The organism is Streptomyces sp. NPDC060027, assembly GCF_042737005.1.
GTDB lineage: Bacteria > Actinomycetota > Actinomycetes > Streptomycetales > Streptomycetaceae > Streptomyces.
Genome location: NZ_JBHWVI010000012.1, coordinates 64,637 through 81,223 on the forward strand (window position 1 = coordinate 64,637; position 16,587 = coordinate 81,223).

Consider the following 16,587-nt stretch of genomic DNA (forward strand, 5'->3'; position numbering starts at 1 on the left):
GCGGGTGGGCCGTCTGGGGCCAGGCCCGAGAATGCAGTTCGTGGACCAAGCCCCCATTCCCCTGTTACCCGAGTTGGTTCCGGTGAATGCCGTTGCCTGGCGCTCCTCCGACGCGGAGCGCTGGCGTGTGCTGCGGCCCGGACGCTGGGCACATCCCATCCCCACGGTTCTGGCGTTGGTGCTCGCGAGCATGACCGTCCTCTGGCTGGCCCCGGAGGACGACTACTTCTGCGACGGTCAAAGGTCGTGCACTCCCGACTGGCTCGCTACGGTCATGGGCGCGCTCGTCGTCGCCGCTGTCTACCGGGGCGTCAGACTGCTGCCCCTGGCCACCGCCGCAGTGCTCCCTCTGGTGGCCGTCTGGGCGCTTTTTGACCCGGACACTCCCACTGCGGCGGGCATCACCATGGCGGTCGCGGCCTGCTACGCGTGTCTCGGTTGTCTGCACAGGGTCGCCGGCGCACGCCGTCAGCGTCGGCTGGCAGTGGACGTCGCCGGTCCCGGACGGTATCCACTGCCCGAAGCTCTGAGGACCCGCCCGGGCGACGGCGGCGAGCAGTTCGGCTGCGGCATCGTGATGATCGCCGCCGCCGTTCTCGCCTTCGTTCTCGGGCCGCTCGACGTCACCGCGTGGATGGGCACCGAGGACTGGCAGTGGGTGGCGTTCTTCGGCACCGTCATCGGCTTGCTGAGCCTGGCGTACTACGTCAGGGACCGGCGGCGTGCCGCCGCGCTCCGCCAAGGGCCGGTGCCCGCGCTGCGTGTGCTCGTGCGCGAGGGGGGTGGGCGGAACGACCGGCGTACGTACGTCTTCGCGGCCGACGACGCCGAAGGGCGCCGCCCGCTCCTGAGCTGCTACACCCGGATCACCGACGGTGAGTCCCGCATTCCCGTGCACAACCGGCTGCGTGAGGCCGTGCTGTTCGGCCCGCCGCACCCCGGCGGCGGGCTCGTCCTCGTCTCGTCCGACGGACAGCAAGCGCCCCGCCCGTGCATCGAGTACGACATCGGACCGGCGCGTCAGGAGCATCCCGACGACCGACCCGAGACACCGGCCCCTGGCGCGGCGCCCGTGAGCTGGGGGCCGGGAATCGGGAGCAGCTGGTGCGCCGTCCTCATCCAGGGAACCTGGATCGCCTTCGTGGTTTGTGACCTGACCGTACTCGGCGGCATGCCTTTCGGGGGACGCGTGTTCCCTGCGATTTTCATCCTCGGCAGCACCCCCTTGATCGCCACCCAGTTCAGCTGGCGCGTCACGGCGGACAGCGCGGGCCTGTGGGCCGCCGAAGTGCGGCGGGTCCGGCACATACCCTGGGATGAGCTCAGCCAAGTCTGGCTGTGGGGCCGCGGATTCAGAATCGACCGGTCCGGCGAGGGTGCCCGCGGCGCGGAGATCTACGGTGTGGTCGCCCCCGCCTGGCTTAGCCGTCGCTTCCGCCGCAGACCGGAGGCACTGCTGGCGGTGGACGGCATCCGCGCCCTGCAGGCCGATCCGGCTCTGCGACCGACCGGGCGCAGCGCTCCCGCGGACAGGGGCCGGCCCATGGGCCTCGCCCTGCTCGTCGTCAATGCGGCGCTGGCGCTCGCGCTGCTGGTATTCGGCTGACCATCGGTGGCCGCGCGGTCGTGGCAGCGGACTTGCGGCAGACCACTGTGTATCCGACTGGCTCATGCCTCCCGCCCAGCGTTCCGGGATCGGGGTGAATCCCCTCGCTTCTCGTGGTACCGGGCGTTCCCAGCGCTTCGGGCTGCGGGTCCAGAGGGCTCCGCTGTGGACGCACGCTCCATCAGCATCGGCCCCGAATCCCTGTACCAGGCTAAGAGCGCTTCCTGACCGACGCCTTCGGCGCCGGCATCGAAGACCGGTGCCACCCGGCGGCGGTGTGGCCAGAGACCGATGCGCTCACCGGCAGGTGACCAGCACAGACGCATGGGGCGATGCCTTACCGGCCGTCCGTCTTCTGGCTACGCTTCGTCAGCGTCGGCTGAATGATCCTTGAGGATGTTCCGCGCCTTGCGTTCGACCAGCACGGGGACGAACTCGCGTACTGGCCGGTCCGCGAACGAGGCGTGAGCTTGGGCCACGGCTGCTTCGACCTCGGCCTGGCCGTGGGCCGCGCTGAAGGCATCCTTCAAGCGCTCCACGACTCCGTGGATGGCGCCTTCTTCGCGGGCTGCTTTGTCCGCCACGGTGCCACCTGTCTGAAGAAAAAGGGGGGTGCTACTCGGCTTCCGCCGAGGTTCTCATGCGGGAGGCCCCAAAGTGTTGGTCGTTGCAGGGTGTGCGTGGGCCGTCCCCAGGAACCGGCCATGCCTGGTGGGCCTGCAGGGCAAGGCTGACCAAGGTGATGAGCAGGTCGATATCGGCGGCGACGTCCAGGTGCAGCGTCACCCATTGCGAGCCGGGCGCGAGCCGGACGGCCGGGGCGCCCGTGAGGTGCTCTTCGAACCGCCGAATGGCCCGCGCTGTGAGGTGCAGGTCAACGTCCTGGTCGGAATGGAAGTGGGCGATCTCGCCGTGGTCCGAGGCGAGTGCACGGCCGGTCCCGCAGCTCGGTTCCACCACGGCGAGGTCGGGCCAGGTCGCCAGTTGTGTGAGCGCACGCGCAGCCAACGTCATGCGCCCATCATGACCAGATCACCCTCTATCCACCAGACAATGAGGAATCCGTAACCTGCCGGAAGCGTTCGATTGTCCGAAATCGAGCATGGATAGCCAGCCGTCCTGTCTCCCGGTCGGCTCCCTGGGGCTACGACCTGGGCAGATGGGAAGGACACGAGCCTCGGGCAGAGACGCCGCCCAACGTGTTTCGGGACGAAGCGGTCAGGTGTCACTGTCGTGCCAGGTACGCACCCTCGGACGATCATTCTGGGCCGACCAGGTCTGCGCGCATCAGGTCACGAAGTCGCTGTTGGCTGTCTCTGACTGATCGGTAAGCGGCTGCGTGCTCTTCGGATCCCTTGAGAAAGCCGCGTCCGATGCAGTCGCGTAAATCGCGCTGGCGAGCAACGACGTACGGACCAGTGGAGATCCTCTTCCTAGTATGGGTCATCGCAGGCGCCGCCAGCGGAAACGGGACAGATGAATCCTGCTCAGGCCTGACAGGCGACAGCTTGAAGACCTGCCAGGACGCCGGCGACGTGGGCACCACGATCGGGGTCGGCCTGATCGTCGGATTCTGGGTGGCCGCAGACTTCGTCCTGGCCCTCACCTACGTGATCTATCGGCTCGCCAACAGGCAGCAGGGCGGGCGTAGCCGACAAGGCTGAGGCTGCTCGCAATCAGGGTCAGTCGAGGCGGTAGGTCTCTTCGAGTTCTTGCCGGTCAGCCGGCAGCAAGACATCCGTGACCTGCAACGCCTGCCCCGACGCGTCGCATGCAAGAACAAGCACGGATAGAACCGGTTCCCCTTCAGAGCCACAAGCGGTTCACGAAGAGAGCCGCGACTTTCTAGCTGATCGGGTAGCCCTGCTCGAACGCCCAACGCCCAGGCGGGTACGTGGCCTCGGCGAACTCCAGCGGCCGATCCCGCACGTCGTAGACCACGTGATGGACGATCAGGACAGCCGCCCCGAGCTCAAGTTCAAGGTCAGTGGCCTCGTCCTCGGTCGCCAGCCGGGCACACATCCGGTCCTCGGCATAGCTTCCCTGGCGACCCGTCATGCTCTCGACGTACATGAGCGTCCCCTCCTGAATTCGTTCAGGATCAAGGAGCTTGGGGGCCCGCTCGCCGACATCGACACCGAACCACGACGTCGAGATCGTGATGGGGCCGGACTCGTTCTTGGTCACCCGGCGCCGATGAACAGCTCGGGCTCCGACCGCCAGACCCAGCGCATCGGCCACATAGTCCGGGGCTTCCAGCCAACCGGCGGAGGCGATCACCGCGTACTCACCCGGCGTGTAGATCTTGCCGGTCTGCTTGGCGCGACCGTAGAGTTCCCGAGCACGCCGATTCACCGCGAGGCCCCGCACATAGGTGCCCGACCCCTGACGCTTCTCAACCAGGCCTTGGTGACTCAGGGCCTCCAGCGACCGCGCCGCCGTCGGACGTGAAACGCTCCAGTCGGCAGATTTCAATGTGTATCCCGCACCGGTAACGGGCCCTTCAGTGGAGTGGCCGGTGTGGGTGGGGAGCGTGCCGCGGCTGGCGGCAGCATTCCAGCCGCGCACAGAGGTGCGGATGAAGGCTGAAGCGGCACGTTCCGGTGGCAGTGAGATCGTGCTGTCGGGGGCTGGGGGGATGGGTAAGAGCCAACTCGCGGCATCTCTCGCGCGGGACCTGCGGGACCAGGAACGTTCAGATCGGGCGGGGTTGGATGTTCTGGTGTGGGCCAAAGCCACCGAACCGGACCAGGTCATCACCGTCTACGCGGAGGCAGCCGAACGGTTGCAGCTTCCCGGGGGATCTTCGAGCGACAGCCCCGCTGCGGCGCGGGTGTTCTTGAAGTGGCTTGAGACGACGGGGCGACGGTGGCTGGTGGTGCTGGACGACATCACCGACCCGGAGGCCATCGAGCCATGGTGGCCGGACGGCTGCGGCAACGGCTGGGCCCTGGCCACCACCCGACGCGACGACGCCCGGCTGAGCGGTCAGGGACGCGCTCTCATCCGGCTCGGCCTCTACACGTGAGGAGGCCCGTGCCTACCTCAAGCGTCGTCTCACTGACGCCGGCTATCCCCACCTCCACGAACCCGGCCGAACCGACGATCTCTCCAGGGAACTCGGCCACCTCCCGCTGGCACTCGGCCACGCCGCCGCCTACCTCATCAACAAGCGCCGCACGATGACCTCCTACCTGACGCTGTTACGCGACACTCACGGCAGACTGGGCGATCTCCTCCCGCCGAACGCGGACACCGAAGGCTACGGACGGGCCGTCACCACCGCCCTGATCTCCCTTGACGCCGTCGTCGAAACCGACAGCACCAGCCTCGCCCGGCCCCTCCTGCGCCTCGCCTCACTCATGGACCCCCTCGGCCACCCCACCGCCCTGTGGACCACACCTCCCGCACTCCGTCACCTGGGCACCACCCGCCCTGCCCAACGCCGCTGGCTGCGCCGGTACCAGCCCCCGGTCAGCGCGGAAGGGGTCTGCAGCGCACTGGAATGCCTGCGTACCTACGCTCTCATCGCCCAGGACACGGACACCGCACCCATCCGTATGCATGCACTGACCGCCCGCGCTGTCCGCGAGACCATCCCAGCCGACACCTTGCCGCCCGCGGCACGCATCGCTGCCCACGCGATCTCCAGTCTCTGGCCTGTCCTCGACCACGAGGACCGGGAGCTGTCTGCAGCCCTGCGCGCCAACACCATCCACCTCGAACGGCACACCCATCCGGCGCTGTGGCAGCCCAGCACTCATCCGTGTGTCTACCAAGCCAGCAGCAGCCTCACAGATGCCGCCCTCTACCAGGAGGCGATCGAGTACGACCAGAGAACACTCCGACAAAGCAACGACATCCTGGGCACCGACCACCCCGACACCCTCGACGCCCGCAGCAACCTCGCCAACTCCTACAGCGATGCCGGGCGGGTGGAGGACGCCCTCGACCTGCGCGAGCGGGTCCTGGCCGAGCGCGAGCGGATCCTGGGAACCGACCACGCCGACGCCCTCACAGCCCGCCACAACCTCGCCAACCTCCGTGTTGCTGCTACAAGACGTACAGCAACTGGATACAGCAACATCAGCAACCGCGCCCGACCTTCTACCTCCCTCAGAGCCTCCGACGCAACCCGTAGGACCGTCAGCGACCGATCTTTGTAGAGCTACGGATCAGAAGGTTGCTCGGTACCTCTGGGGAAACTTCTGGAGTTCTTCAATAGTGAGACAAGCAGGCCCTGTACCGACTTTTTATCGGTGCAGAGCCTGTCATTGCCTAGGGTTCACACAGCTCGACGTACCGTCACCGTTTCGGTGTTGACGACTATGGCGTCTGCCTTGCCGTCTCCGGTGACGTCGGCGAAGAATATGCCATGCCTGCCGAGATAGGGACCGTGCGTCCAGTCCTCGTTCGCCTTCGGGCTGGGCCCGAAGTCTGCCCCTGTGGATCGCCGGACGGTGACGGTGTCCTCGTTGACGAGGATGATGTCCGCCTTGCCGTCTCCGGTGACATCGGCGAAGAACGTACCCCGACTCCCAAAGCAAGGACCGTGCGTCCAGTCCTCGTTCCTATTAAATGGCACCGTGAACTCCCATTCTGGCGCGATCGGGCAAACGGAACTATCACCCTTTGAGCGCCTTGCGATTCTATAGATGAATCCCACACGGATTATCTGACACCGCTACAGGAAGCACCCCTTAGGAAGGTGGCGAGAGTCAACGTTAGTTCAGTCAAGTCATGGCGTGAACACATTCGACGAAAGTGGCCCATTCTCGGCGCAGCCAAGGAGTGGGGCTATTGGTGCGAGTGGTGCAGGAAAGCAAGTAAGGCCGCGGCATTTCTGTGATCACTGACGCCGAAACGGCCAATTTAGCATGAAACAATTCCTGGTCCACGGCTTCGAATGCGATTTAAGGGCGTATACTTGTTACCGCGCTTCGGTAGTCTGTGTTACAGGCCGTGAGATCTTGCCCCTGGGCGCGTACGCCGTCGATGCCTCCAGAATTGGCAGCGCACGGGCGGGATCGTGCTGATGGTGACGGACAGGGCGTCGAATACGGAGATCCCGCGGTGGCCGGAGCTGTCGTGGAGACGACGGCCCCCTGACGCGGCAAGAAGATCCAGCCTTGACTGAGCGAGAACCTCAAGTTCCCCGTAGGGCTAGAGGCGAAGATCTGTGATGTGGCCCGGACCGTACCTGCCTCCGCCGTAGGAGACCGTAGTGGTCTGCGTCGACGAAAAGAGTCAGTTCCAGCCACTGGACCGGACCGAGCCGATGCTGCACACGCCACCACCCGGAGGCGCGCACGGTGAGCGTCGTCTGACGCACCTGACACCGCGACTCGGCACCACAACCGCACCAGATTGAGCGGGGAACAACGGGGAATCAGGGTAAAGCCGCCAAGCCCGACGAGGCCGCGCCCAGGCCGTTCGCCCAAGTCAGTGCCCGAACCCGCCGCCAGTGATCGCAGCTTCCCAAGCTGATGGCCCGGCAGCTCAGTACGGCCGCGGAATCTGGTGCTCGCCCAACGCTGCCTCGTACCGTGCCAGCAGAGCATCCAGGTTCGCCAGAAGAAGGCGGGCGGACTCCCGAGCTTCATCCAGGTCGCCTCGTTCGCACGCCTCCACCACCTCGGCCACGTCACCGCGGAGGATGTGAAGAGAGTCTCCCTGCACCACGACCCCTGGGAACCGCCTACCCGGCATGCGAACCACGGCGTCGTTGCCGCCATCGGTAAACAGTTCAACCTCAACGCGCTCCATCGGCCCATCCAACCTGACATCACCAGTTGACATCAACGACGTTGGACGCAGGCGGCCTTGAGCGACCCGCGACCCGCGACGCTCCACCGACAGTACGGCGAGGGCGGTCCGAGGCCCGCAGGATCGAACTCCTAAAGCAGGTGTCGCAGGTTCGAATCCTGCCGGGGACACCAGGGAAAGGCCCCGGACCGATCATGGCCCGGGGCCTTTGGCATCCAGTTTCGACACGTATCGAGCTTGCAGCGGGCACCGCCGGGGCCCTTGGAGGCCAGCGACTGCCGACCACCCGCAGCCACCGCCCGCCGCCAGCGATTCGCCGACATCCGAGTCACCCTGAACCGCCGGGCCAGTTCCCGGTCGCTGGCCCCGCCTCGATCAGATCAGCGGCCGCCGGCCGGACCCGCTCACGCCGAACCCGTTCCTCAACGGTCAGCCCTCCGCCATCGGGATACCTCATCCTTCCGGCATAGCGCGGCCCACACCAACCGTCACGACCCCACGTGTCGGCGTACACCTTTGGTTACTCCACGCAGTACAGGTACGTGCTCAGGGTCGAATGGGTTGGCCGGGAGGGCGGGTGGGGTCGTAGTGCGTGCGGGCGAAGGTGTCGTTTGCGCGGTGGACGGTGTCGGGTTGCGGCGGTGCCGGCCAGACTCTCAGAAAGTGCTCTTCCACAGGGGTGTCGCCTTCGTGTGCATCGCCTTCATCGCGTCCGCGTGCCTGGACGCGGACGCGGTACCAGCCCGCGCCGATCGTCGCGAAGTTCCCGGCATCCTCCTCGACATCTCCGCCCCACCGGAATAGCCGCAGGATGCCACTCGTGCTGCAGATGCTCACGTCCACTACGGTCTCCCACTCCTGGCCCGGCAGGAGTGGTTCGTCCGCGGCGTGCTGCGTGGTCAGGCGTATCCAGCCGGTGTGCGTGCCCGCGAGCACCGTGAGGTGTTCCGGGCCCCCTGCTGCCAGGCTGTTACCCGCATAGATCCGCCCGACCGTGTCGGTGTCGTCGTACTCGCTGAGAAAGTCGTCGCCCTGCAGGTAGTACTGCCCATACGAGACGAACATGCGATCTGAAGTCCACGTCGTGTAGCGCATCCGACGGATCATGCCCTGCCCCACTGACAGCGCTGGAACAGACCGCACCCGGCCGTACGCCGGCATCACGTATCCCACACCCTTGAAGATCTCTAATGCATTGTCGGGCCGGGTCACGGCATCGCCTACCCCGCCGACGCAGGGCGGACCGTTCCCCGCAGCAACTCGCGACGAACCGGTAGTTGATCTGCCGCCGCAGCCACTGACCGGGAGCCAGACGAACGGCAGGCGGACGCCGGTGGCGTCGAGGTATGCCGAACATGGTCACCTCCGGTGGATCAACGCGCAGCAGCCCGTCCACCTCGTGAAGGACCGTCCCGAGATGTGAGAGATCCCCCACCCGCGTGCGAGGCACGAAGGCGTCGGACTCCCACAGAGCGACCTCGTGCAGGGCGGAACTCAAACCCGGAGGCAACAAGAAGGCCGTGGGGGCTGCGTTCCTCCGGGGCGGCTTCAAGGCCGCCGCGCGACTTCTTTGTCCACGACGTGAGCACCCGCTGAACGACAACATCCATGGGCTCGATCATCAGTCGGCGGCCTTCAAGCGGCCCAGGGCGTCTCCGAGGTCGAGTTCGGTGGCACCACGGGTCTGGAAGCCCTGTGCGAACAGTTCAGCCGTGCGCTGCTGCACCTTCTCGCCTCGGACGAGTTGCTGGAACAGCGCGGCGTCTGCGCGTACTTCGGCAGGATTCGGCAGGCTCACGGCGTTGATGGCGGACTTGGCCGCGATCAGCGCATCGCGGGGGAAACCGCTGATGCGCGCGGCGATGCCGGCTACGAATTCGTCCAGTTCGGCGTCGGGGACCGCCCGATTGATCCATCCATAGCGTTCGGCGAGGTCGGCGTCGAAGTCCGACGACGTCAGTACGGCTTCGAGAGCGCGGCCCCTCCCCATCAGCCGGGTGAGGTGCTGGATCGCGCCCGCGCCGGGGGGTGCTCCGATTCCCACTTCGGGCTGGCCCAGGAGGGCGTTCTCCCTGGAGGCGAAGCGCATGTCGCAGGCGAGGAGGAACTCGCTGCCCGCTCCCCGCGCACGGCCGCGCAGCTTGGCGATGGTGACGGCCGGCAGCCGGCTCAGCTTGCGGAACAGCATGCCCAGGGAGGCATCGCCGGGGCCGCCGGCCTTCGCGGCCTCGGCGGTGTACTCGGGGACTCTCGTCATGTCGACGTGCGGGAGGAAGAAGTCGGGGTCCGCGCTGTCGAAGATCACCACCTTGGGGGCGGCCGGGTGGGACACCTCCTCGATCAGCGCGACCAGGTCCCGCACGACCTCGGGACCGATGAGGTTCATCGGCGGCGCGTTGAACGTGGCGGACAGGACCGTGCCGTCCAGCCTGGTCGCGATCGTCTCGTACGGGGTGGTCATCCCGGTCCTCCTGTCATCGCTCGGTCCGTCCTTCTCGTGGACGCGGTGCAGGGTGATGTCGTGGGGTTCGCGGAGGCGACGACCGTGAACGGGTCGCATCCCAGGCCGAGGCTCATCGCACCGCGCCCGGGTCCCTCAGGGTTTGACCGTGAGCCCTTCACCCGGTTCTGCCATGCTATGTCGCCTCGTTCGTGGGTGCCCTGGAGACCGCGACTCCGCGGTGCTTCCGGGCCGGGGCGACTGAGCGGCGGCCCGGGGGCCGGTTCGCGGGGCGTCAGTACCGTACGACCTCGCCCGCGTGGATGGCGCGCAGGGCACGCTCGACAGTGTCCTGGTTCTCACCGACCGGAGCCACGTAGTCGAGGACGTCGCGCGCGGCGTCCTCCCCGAGCGTTCGGGTGATCACCCACGTGGCGAGATACTGCGACGCCAGGCAGCCGCCCGCCGTGGCGATGTTCCCCTCGGCGTGGAACGGCGCGTCCAGCACGGTGACGTTGCGGGCTTCCACGAAGGGCCGGCTCTTCAGGTCCGTGCAGACGGGCATGCCGTCCAGCAGCCCGAGCCGGGCGAGCACCAGCGCGCCGGAGCACTGCGCACCGATCAGCTGACGTGAAGGGTCGAGCGGCAGCCTGGAGATCAGCCGGTCGTCGGCCACCACCTCGCGCGCCTTCACCCCGCTGCCGATCAGTACGACGTCGGCCTCGGTCACGAACTCCATCGGGCGCTGGCCGGTCACCTCGACGCCGTTCATGGACGCGACCACCAGCGTCGGTGTCGTGATGAAGGCCTCCAGGCCGTCCTTTCGGCACCGGTTGATCAGCGCGGAGGCGATGAAGCTGTCGAGCTCGTTGAATCCGTCAAAGGTGACCACGGCTACCCGCATGGCATCTCCTAGAAGCACGGCAATGGGGTGCAGTCTTTCAGGGCGCTGCGCCCGGTTCCCGGGCCAATCGGCAACCGGTGGCTCATCTGTCGGCGCCGCGGTCGCCGGAGCCGTGCCTGGACAGGTCGATGGCGGAGCCGGACGCGTCGAAGCTGCGCCTGGACCGGCTCGATCCGGACAACATGAAGCGGGGCGGCCCGCCGCGCAACTGTCCGCGCGTCAGGAGAGTCGTATCCGCCGTGACCGGATCACGTACACAGCCCCGCGTGAGATTGTCGCCCACCGCCTCCACGGCAGCGGGCATCGGGAGTCCGGCCTTCGCCGCGCTGGCGAGCTGCCGAGCTGGCGAGCTGGAGCAGCTTCCTGCTGGTCGTGCGGGGCGGGTGGTGCCCGGCTGGGCGGTGAGTGCGGCTCTCCTCGCCATGGCGCTCGTTGTCCGATGGGCCCTCGCCCGAGCGGGCCGCTCCACGGGGGCTCGGCCGACATCGACTGCGGGTGGTGAGGACGTGCCAACCTAGCGCGCGAGTTCGACTAGTCCGTGCCGGTTCCGGCCTTGTGCAGCATCCGGGCCGCCAGCAGGACGCCTCCGGTCGCCGCCCCTACCGCTCCCGCGGCCATGAGGCCGCCGGAGGAACGCCAGGACAGCACCGACCACCGCGACTGCGCGGAGAACAAGGATCCTGTACTCAGCCACGAACCCGTCGAGATCAGTGACAGGGCGGAACCGATCGAGCCGACCGACAGGGCACTGCCGATCGAGCCGACCGACAAGGCCGATCCGACGGACCCCACGGACAGCACCGATCCCAAGGAACCGATCGACAGCACGGAGTCCTGTGACCACAGCGACAGCACCGAACCAGAGGAAGTACGAGGGACCGACCGTACGGACAGCTTTGTCATGAGGCCATCCTGCCCGCTGGTCGCTCCTCCTCGGGCGGTTGTTGCCGGATGACGCGGGTCTCGGGTGAGAACCTTCCGGCATCTGGCTCACCGGCTCACCGCGTGGTTCCGGAGTGACGACGCGGGGGCTCGTTCGTCCCCCTCCGGCCCGATCAGCTCAGTCGGTCGCCGGCCGCCCGGTTCCTGAGCCACGTCGGCTTCTCGGCGCCCACGCCCGTCGGCCGTTCAGCCGAGCGGCTTCTCCAGTACCGCCTTGCGGTGGCTGAACGTCTCGATCGAGTAGCGGCCGTGGTAGCTGCCCATGCCGCTCTCCCCGACGCCGCCGAACGGCAGGTCGGAGACGGTCAGATGGGCGAGCGGCAGGCCGAAGCCCAGGCCGCCGGACGAGGTCTCGGCGGCGATCCGCTCCCGGGTGGTGTCCGACTCGGTGAAGACGTACAGCGCGAGCGGCTTGTCGCGGTCGTTGATGAAGCCGATGGCCTCGTCGAGGTCCGCGACGGTGACGATGGGCAGGATCGGGCCGAAGATCTCCTCCCCCATGACGGGCGACTTCGGGTCGACGTCGGCGAGCACGGTCGGCGCGATGTACTTGGCGGCGCGGTCGCTGTCGCCGCCGACGACGGTACGGCCGGAGCCGAGCAGCCCGGAAAGCCGGTCGAAATGGCGCTCGTTGATGATCCGACCGTACGCGGCGGACTGCCGCGGCTCGGCGCCGAACAGGGCCTCGACGGCTTCGGCGAGCTTCGGCTCCAGGGCGCGGGCGGTCCCGGGGTCGGTCAGGACGTAGTCGGGCGCGACGCAGGTCTGCCCGGCGTTGAGGAACTTGCCGCGGGCGAGCCGCTCGGCGACGACGGACAGGTCGGCGTCGCGGTCGACGAACGCCGGTGACTTGCCGCCGAGTTCGAGGGCGACGGGGGTGAGGTGCTCGGCGGCGGCGCGCATCACGACGCGGCCGACCGTGCCGTTGCCGGTGTAGAAGATGTGGTCGAAACGCTCGGCCAGCAGGGCCGTCGTCTCCGGGATGCCGCCCTCGACGACGGCGACCGCGTCGGTGTCGAGGTAGCGAGGGATGAGCCGGGCGACGGCCGCGGAGGTGGCGGGGGCCAGCTCGCTGGGCTTGGCGACCACCGCGTTGCCGGCGGCCAGCGCGCCCAGCATCGGGGTGAGCAGGAGCTGGAGCGGATAGTTCCAGGGCGCGATGACGAGCACGACGCCGAGCGGGTCGTACCGCGTCCAGGCCGTGGCGTCCTCGCCGAGGTGTGCCGGGACCGGGGCGGACTCGGGGCGCAGCCAGCCGTCGAGGTGCTCCAGGGTGTGGTCGATCTCGCGCACGGTGAAGTCGATCTCGGTGCGGAAGGCTTCCGTGGAGCTCTTGCCGAGGTCCTCGTGGAGAGCGGCGGCCAGATCCTCGCCGTGCGAGTTGAGCAGTTCGCGCAGTCGGCGCAGCTGGTCGACGCGCCAGGCGACGGGCTTGGTACGGCCGGAACGGAAGCCGGCGCGCAGCCGGGAGACGACGTCGGCGGGCTCTTCGGTGGTCGAGTGGTTCACGGTGCCTCGCTGGTCGGGGCGCGGACGGGGGTCGGCCGCGCGAACATGCTCTGTGGTCGGACGCCTGGACCGACCACACTGGATGTATATGCCAACCTTTCCCGGGTCCCCGTGCATTCCGGGTCCGCGCCACTACTTTCCGCGACCTCCCGGCTTCAGAGTGTGGAGCGCGCGCCCGCCACGCCGAGGGTGTCCGCCAGCCGCTCCAGCAGCGACCGCAGCAATTCGTCGTCCCCGTCGCTCAGCACCGGCCAGCCCGCGCGGACCTCGCGGTCCAGTCGCCGCCAGTACGTCCGGCCACGCGGGGTGAGGTGGGCGAGGATGCGGCGCCGGTCGTTCGGGTCGACGCGGCGGTAGAGGAGGTTCTGGTCGACGAGGTGGTCGACCAGTTTGGTGAGCGTGGCCGGCGGGAGGAAGACGGCTTCGGCGATCGCGGTCATAGGGTGACCCTCGCCGTCGGAGAGCAGCGCGAGGACCCGCCAGGCGTCGAGCGAGCAGCCGTCCTCGTCCAGGACGGTCTGGAGCCGACGCGCGGCCAGTCGCTCGGCCCGCGTCAGCAACTGCATCAGATCCTGGGGCTGACGCGGCGATGGGGTCGGCATCCTGCTCCTCGCTCCCGGGGGGTGTACATGGTACGAGACGGATTGGAGTTCACCGGGAGGACCCGGAATCATGACGCCATGTTCCGGCCCTCTTCGCCTCCGCCCGACTGGTTCACGGCGGACGATTCCGTGTTCGGCGTGGCCCTCGTCTTTCCCATGCAGGGGTCGGCGGGCATCTTCGGGCCCACCTGCGAACTGTGCGCGCGCCTGGCGGCGGAGGAGGTCAACCGCGCGGGCGGGGTGCTCGGCAAGGAGTTGCGGCTGCTGCCCGTGGACGGGGGCGGCACGCCGCGCGAAGTCGCCGACCACGTCGAGGCGTTGGTGGACCTGGGAGCCGTGCAGGGGGTCACGGGCTGGCACATCTCCTCGGTACGCCAGGCCCTCGCCCCGAGAATCGCGCATCGGGTTCCCTACGTCTACACCGCCCTGTACGAAGGCGGCGAGCACACCGCGGGGGTGTTCCTCACGAGCGAGACACCGCGTGACCAACTACGTCCGGCGATGGGTCTGTTGGCGCACGAGCGTGGGCTGCGCCGCTGGTTCGTGGTGGGCAACGACTATGTGTGGCCGCGCCGTACGGCCCGGGCCGCGCACGCCTATGCGCGCGAGTCCGGCGGCAGTGTCCAGGGAGAGGTGTATCTGCCGCTGGGCACCCATGACTTCGGGGCGGTGCTGCGCCGCATCGAGCACACGGAGGCGGACGCCGTCATCATGCTGCTGGTCGGCAGTGACGCGGTGCGCTTCAACCGGGCGTTCGCCGCGGCCGGTCTCGACGCCCGCTGTCTCAGGCTGAGCACGCTCATGGACGAGAACATGCTGATGGCGAGCGGGCCTTCGGCCACCGCGGACCTCTACAGCACGGCCGGCTTCTTCGCTTCCCTCGCCAACCAGGACACCCTCGATTTCCACGGCCGGTACGCCGGCCGGTTCGGGGTCGAGGCACCGGCCCTCGGCAGCCTCGGCGAATCCTGTTACGAGGGCGTGCTGTTGCTGGCCGCGCTGATCCAGCGCGCCAAGGCCATCGACGTGTCCGCGATCGGGGCGGCCGCCGAGACCGTGTCGTACGAGGGGCCGCGCGGGCTGCTCCATCTGCGCGGCGGTCATGTGCGCCAACGCATCTACCTGGCCCGGGCGGAGGGGCTGGACTTCGACGTGGTCGCCGAGCTCGACCTTCGCGAACCGGGCTCTTGACAGCGGCTCTCCCTCGCCAAGATACTTCCCGCAGGAAGTAATCAGAATGCCTTGGGCGTGTCATGAATTCGGATGCCGAATTCCGCCCCGGGCATTTTTTGTTGCCTGGTCGGCCCGCCAACGAATCCGTCATGAGAGCGGGAATATACGACCGGGAAAGTACCGCGAAACACCTTGGAAACAGGGTGACTTGAGGCTGTGGACCGCACTTCAGGAGGTCGTCTCCTCCACAGCCCGAGGGGGTTCTATTGTCCAGCGGTTCCCGAATTCTCCGACGCCGGATCGCAGCCGGTGCCGCCGCGCTCGCGACCGTCGTCGCACTCTCCGCGTGCGGCGCCAAGACCGACGCGGGCGGTACGTCCGACAAGGCCGCGAAGGCGGACGTGAGCGGCGACACCGTCAAGGTGGGCCTGCTCAACTCGCTGTCGGGCACGATGGCGATCAGCGAGGTCACCGTACGCGACTCGCTGAAACTGGCCATCGGCGAGATCAACGCCTCGGGTGGAGTGCTCGGCAAGCAGATCAAGCCGATCAGCGAGGACGGCGCCTCCGACTGGCCGACCTTCGCCGAGAAGGCGAGCAAGCTGATCAGGGAGGACCGGGTGGCGGCCACCTTCGGCTGCTGGACCTCCGCGAGCCGCAAGGCCGTCAAGCCGGTCTTCGAGAAGAACAAGTCGCTGCTCTTCTACCCCGTGCAGTACGAGGGCCTTGAGCAGTCCCCGTACATCTTCTACACCGGCGCCACCACCAACCAGCAGATCATCCCGGCCCTCGACTACCTCAAGTCCCAGGGCAAGAAGCGGATCTACCTGGTCGGCAGCGACTACGTCTTCCCGCGCACCGCCAACAAGGAGATCAAGGCGTACGCGAAGGCCAACGGCATGACGGTGCTCGGCGAGGACTACGCGCCGCTCGGCTCCACGGAGTTCAGCACGATCGCCAACAAGGTGAAGGCGTCGAAGGCGGACGCCGTCTTCAACACCCTCAACGGCGACTCGAACGTGGCGTTCTTCAAGGAGTACAAGTCCGCCGGGCTCACCGCCAAGGAGATGCCGGTGGTCTCGGTGTCGATCGCCGAGGAGGAGGTCAAGTCGATCGGGGCGCAGTACCTGGCGGGCCAGTTGACGGCCTGGAACTACTACCAGACCACCCCGGGGGCCGCGAACACCGAGTTCGTGAAGGCCTACAAGGCCAAGTACGGCCAGGACAAGCCGACCAGTGACCCGATGGAGGCCGCGTACACCTCGGTCTACCTGTGGAAGGCGATGGTCGAGAAGGCGAAGTCGTTCGACCCCGAGAAGGTCAAGGCGGCCTCCGACGGCATCACCTTCGACGCGCCGGAGGGCAAGGTCACCGTGGACGGCGCGACCCAGCACATCTACAAGACCGCCCGCATCGGCAAGATCGGCTCCGACGGGCTGATCAAGCAGGTCTGGGACTCCGGCAAGCCGATCGAGCCGGACCCCTACCTGAAGGGTTACGACTGGGCCTCCGGCCTCTCCTGATCACCCGTCGCGGGGGGGGGGGGGGGGCGCCCCCCCCCCCCCCCCCCCCCCCCCCCCCCCCCCGACCGAGGAACACGGGCACGGGGTTAAACGCGGCCGCGAACAGGGCGGGCCCGGGAAGG

At 67.8% G+C, this 16,587-nt stretch carries 17 protein-coding genes; 6 read left to right on the forward strand and 11 right to left on the reverse strand.

All coding sequences use genetic code 11. From position 1 onward, the window contains the following. Positions 1-40: 40 nt before the first annotated feature. Positions 41-1,606: a hypothetical protein gene (locus tag ACFWBT_RS05315; RefSeq protein WP_385696141.1), complete on the forward strand. Its 1,566-nt coding sequence runs from the start codon at positions 41-43 to the stop codon at positions 1,604-1,606. 359 nt (positions 1,607-1,965) lie between these two features. Here ACFWBT_RS05315 and ACFWBT_RS05320 read toward each other — a convergent pair whose 3' ends face one another. Both ACFWBT_RS05320 and ACFWBT_RS05325 read right to left on the reverse strand, forming a co-directional pair. Then, positions 1,966-2,190, reverse strand: a complete 225-nt coding sequence (locus ACFWBT_RS05320; protein WP_385696143.1) for a three-helix bundle dimerization domain-containing protein — start codon at positions 2,188-2,190, stop codon at positions 1,966-1,968. Positions 2,191-2,221: 31 nt separating this feature from the next. Next, the gene (locus ACFWBT_RS05325; protein WP_385696145.1) at positions 2,222-2,620 is read right to left on the reverse strand and encodes a luciferase family protein; all 399 of its coding nucleotides are present in this window, start codon (positions 2,618-2,620) and stop codon (positions 2,222-2,224) included. A 494-nt stretch (positions 2,621-3,114) separates the two neighbouring features. On the opposite strand from ACFWBT_RS05325, the gene ACFWBT_RS05330 reads away from it, so the two are divergent. Then, the gene (locus ACFWBT_RS05330) at positions 3,115-3,270 is read left to right on the forward strand and encodes a hypothetical protein (protein WP_385696148.1); all 156 of its coding nucleotides are present in this window, start codon (positions 3,115-3,117) and stop codon (positions 3,268-3,270) included. Between the two features lie 181 nt (positions 3,271-3,451). On the opposite strand, the gene ACFWBT_RS05335 is transcribed toward ACFWBT_RS05330, so the two are convergent. Next, entirely contained in the window at positions 3,452-4,174 is a 723-nt protein-coding gene (locus ACFWBT_RS05335; RefSeq protein ID WP_385696151.1) for a GntR family transcriptional regulator, read from the reverse strand. Between the two features lie 10 nt (positions 4,175-4,184). Between ACFWBT_RS05335 and ACFWBT_RS05340 the strand changes: the two genes are divergently transcribed. Together ACFWBT_RS05340 and ACFWBT_RS05345 are read left to right on the forward strand one after the other, a co-directional pair. Next, on the forward strand, positions 4,185-4,634 hold the full coding sequence (locus ACFWBT_RS05340) for an NB-ARC domain-containing protein (protein ID WP_385696154.1): 450 nt from the start codon (positions 4,185-4,187) through the stop codon (positions 4,632-4,634). A 154-nt stretch (positions 4,635-4,788) separates the two neighbouring features. Further along, complete coding sequence (locus ACFWBT_RS05345) at positions 4,789-5,772, forward strand: tetratricopeptide repeat protein (RefSeq protein WP_385696156.1); 984 nt, start codon at positions 4,789-4,791, stop codon at positions 5,770-5,772. 119 nt (positions 5,773-5,891) lie between these two features. On the opposite strand, the gene ACFWBT_RS05350 is transcribed toward ACFWBT_RS05345, so the two are convergent. From ACFWBT_RS05350 to ACFWBT_RS05385, 8 genes are all read right to left on the reverse strand, one after another. Further along, positions 5,892-6,272 (reverse strand): FG-GAP repeat domain-containing protein, encoded by a 381-nt coding sequence (locus ACFWBT_RS05350; protein ID WP_385696159.1) that lies wholly within the window; start codon positions 6,270-6,272, stop codon positions 5,892-5,894. 833 nt (positions 6,273-7,105) lie between these two features. Beyond that, a complete protein-coding gene (locus ACFWBT_RS05355) occupies positions 7,106-7,372 on the reverse strand; it encodes a DUF6959 family protein (RefSeq protein WP_385696160.1) in 267 nt (88 codons plus the stop codon). Between the two features lie 546 nt (positions 7,373-7,918). Next, positions 7,919-8,584 carry a hypothetical protein gene (locus ACFWBT_RS05360; protein WP_385696162.1) on the reverse strand — a complete coding sequence of 222 codons (666 nt, stop codon included), beginning with the start codon at positions 8,582-8,584 and terminating at the stop codon, positions 7,919-7,921. A 409-nt stretch (positions 8,585-8,993) separates the two neighbouring features. Beyond that, entirely contained in the window at positions 8,994-9,833 is an 840-nt protein-coding gene (locus ACFWBT_RS05365) for an enoyl-CoA hydratase/isomerase family protein (protein WP_385696163.1), read from the reverse strand. A 274-nt stretch (positions 9,834-10,107) separates the two neighbouring features. Next, a complete protein-coding gene (locus ACFWBT_RS05370) occupies positions 10,108-10,716 on the reverse strand; it encodes a DJ-1/PfpI family protein (protein WP_385696166.1) in 609 nt (202 codons plus the stop codon). A 531-nt stretch (positions 10,717-11,247) separates the two neighbouring features. Then, positions 11,248-11,619, reverse strand: a complete 372-nt coding sequence (locus ACFWBT_RS05375) for a hypothetical protein (protein WP_385696169.1) — start codon at positions 11,617-11,619, stop codon at positions 11,248-11,250. A gap of 225 nt (positions 11,620-11,844) precedes the next feature. After that, on the reverse strand, positions 11,845-13,284 hold the full coding sequence (locus ACFWBT_RS05380; protein WP_385696172.1) for an aldehyde dehydrogenase family protein: 1,440 nt from the start codon (positions 13,282-13,284) through the stop codon (positions 11,845-11,847). A gap of 38 nt (positions 13,285-13,322) precedes the next feature. Further along, on the reverse strand, positions 13,323-13,769 hold the full coding sequence (locus ACFWBT_RS05385) for a MarR family winged helix-turn-helix transcriptional regulator (RefSeq protein ID WP_385696175.1): 447 nt from the start codon (positions 13,767-13,769) through the stop codon (positions 13,323-13,325). 78 nt (positions 13,770-13,847) lie between these two features. Here ACFWBT_RS05385 and ACFWBT_RS05390 point away from each other — a divergent pair, with 78 nt between their 5' ends. Then, positions 13,848-14,960: a substrate-binding domain-containing protein gene (locus tag ACFWBT_RS05390; protein WP_385696177.1), complete on the forward strand. Its 1,113-nt coding sequence runs from the start codon at positions 13,848-13,850 to the stop codon at positions 14,958-14,960. 248 nt (positions 14,961-15,208) lie between these two features. Beyond that, complete coding sequence (gene urtA / locus ACFWBT_RS05395) at positions 15,209-16,465, forward strand: urea ABC transporter substrate-binding protein (protein WP_385696180.1); 1,257 nt, start codon at positions 15,209-15,211, stop codon at positions 16,463-16,465. Positions 16,466-16,587: the final 122 nt, after the last annotated feature.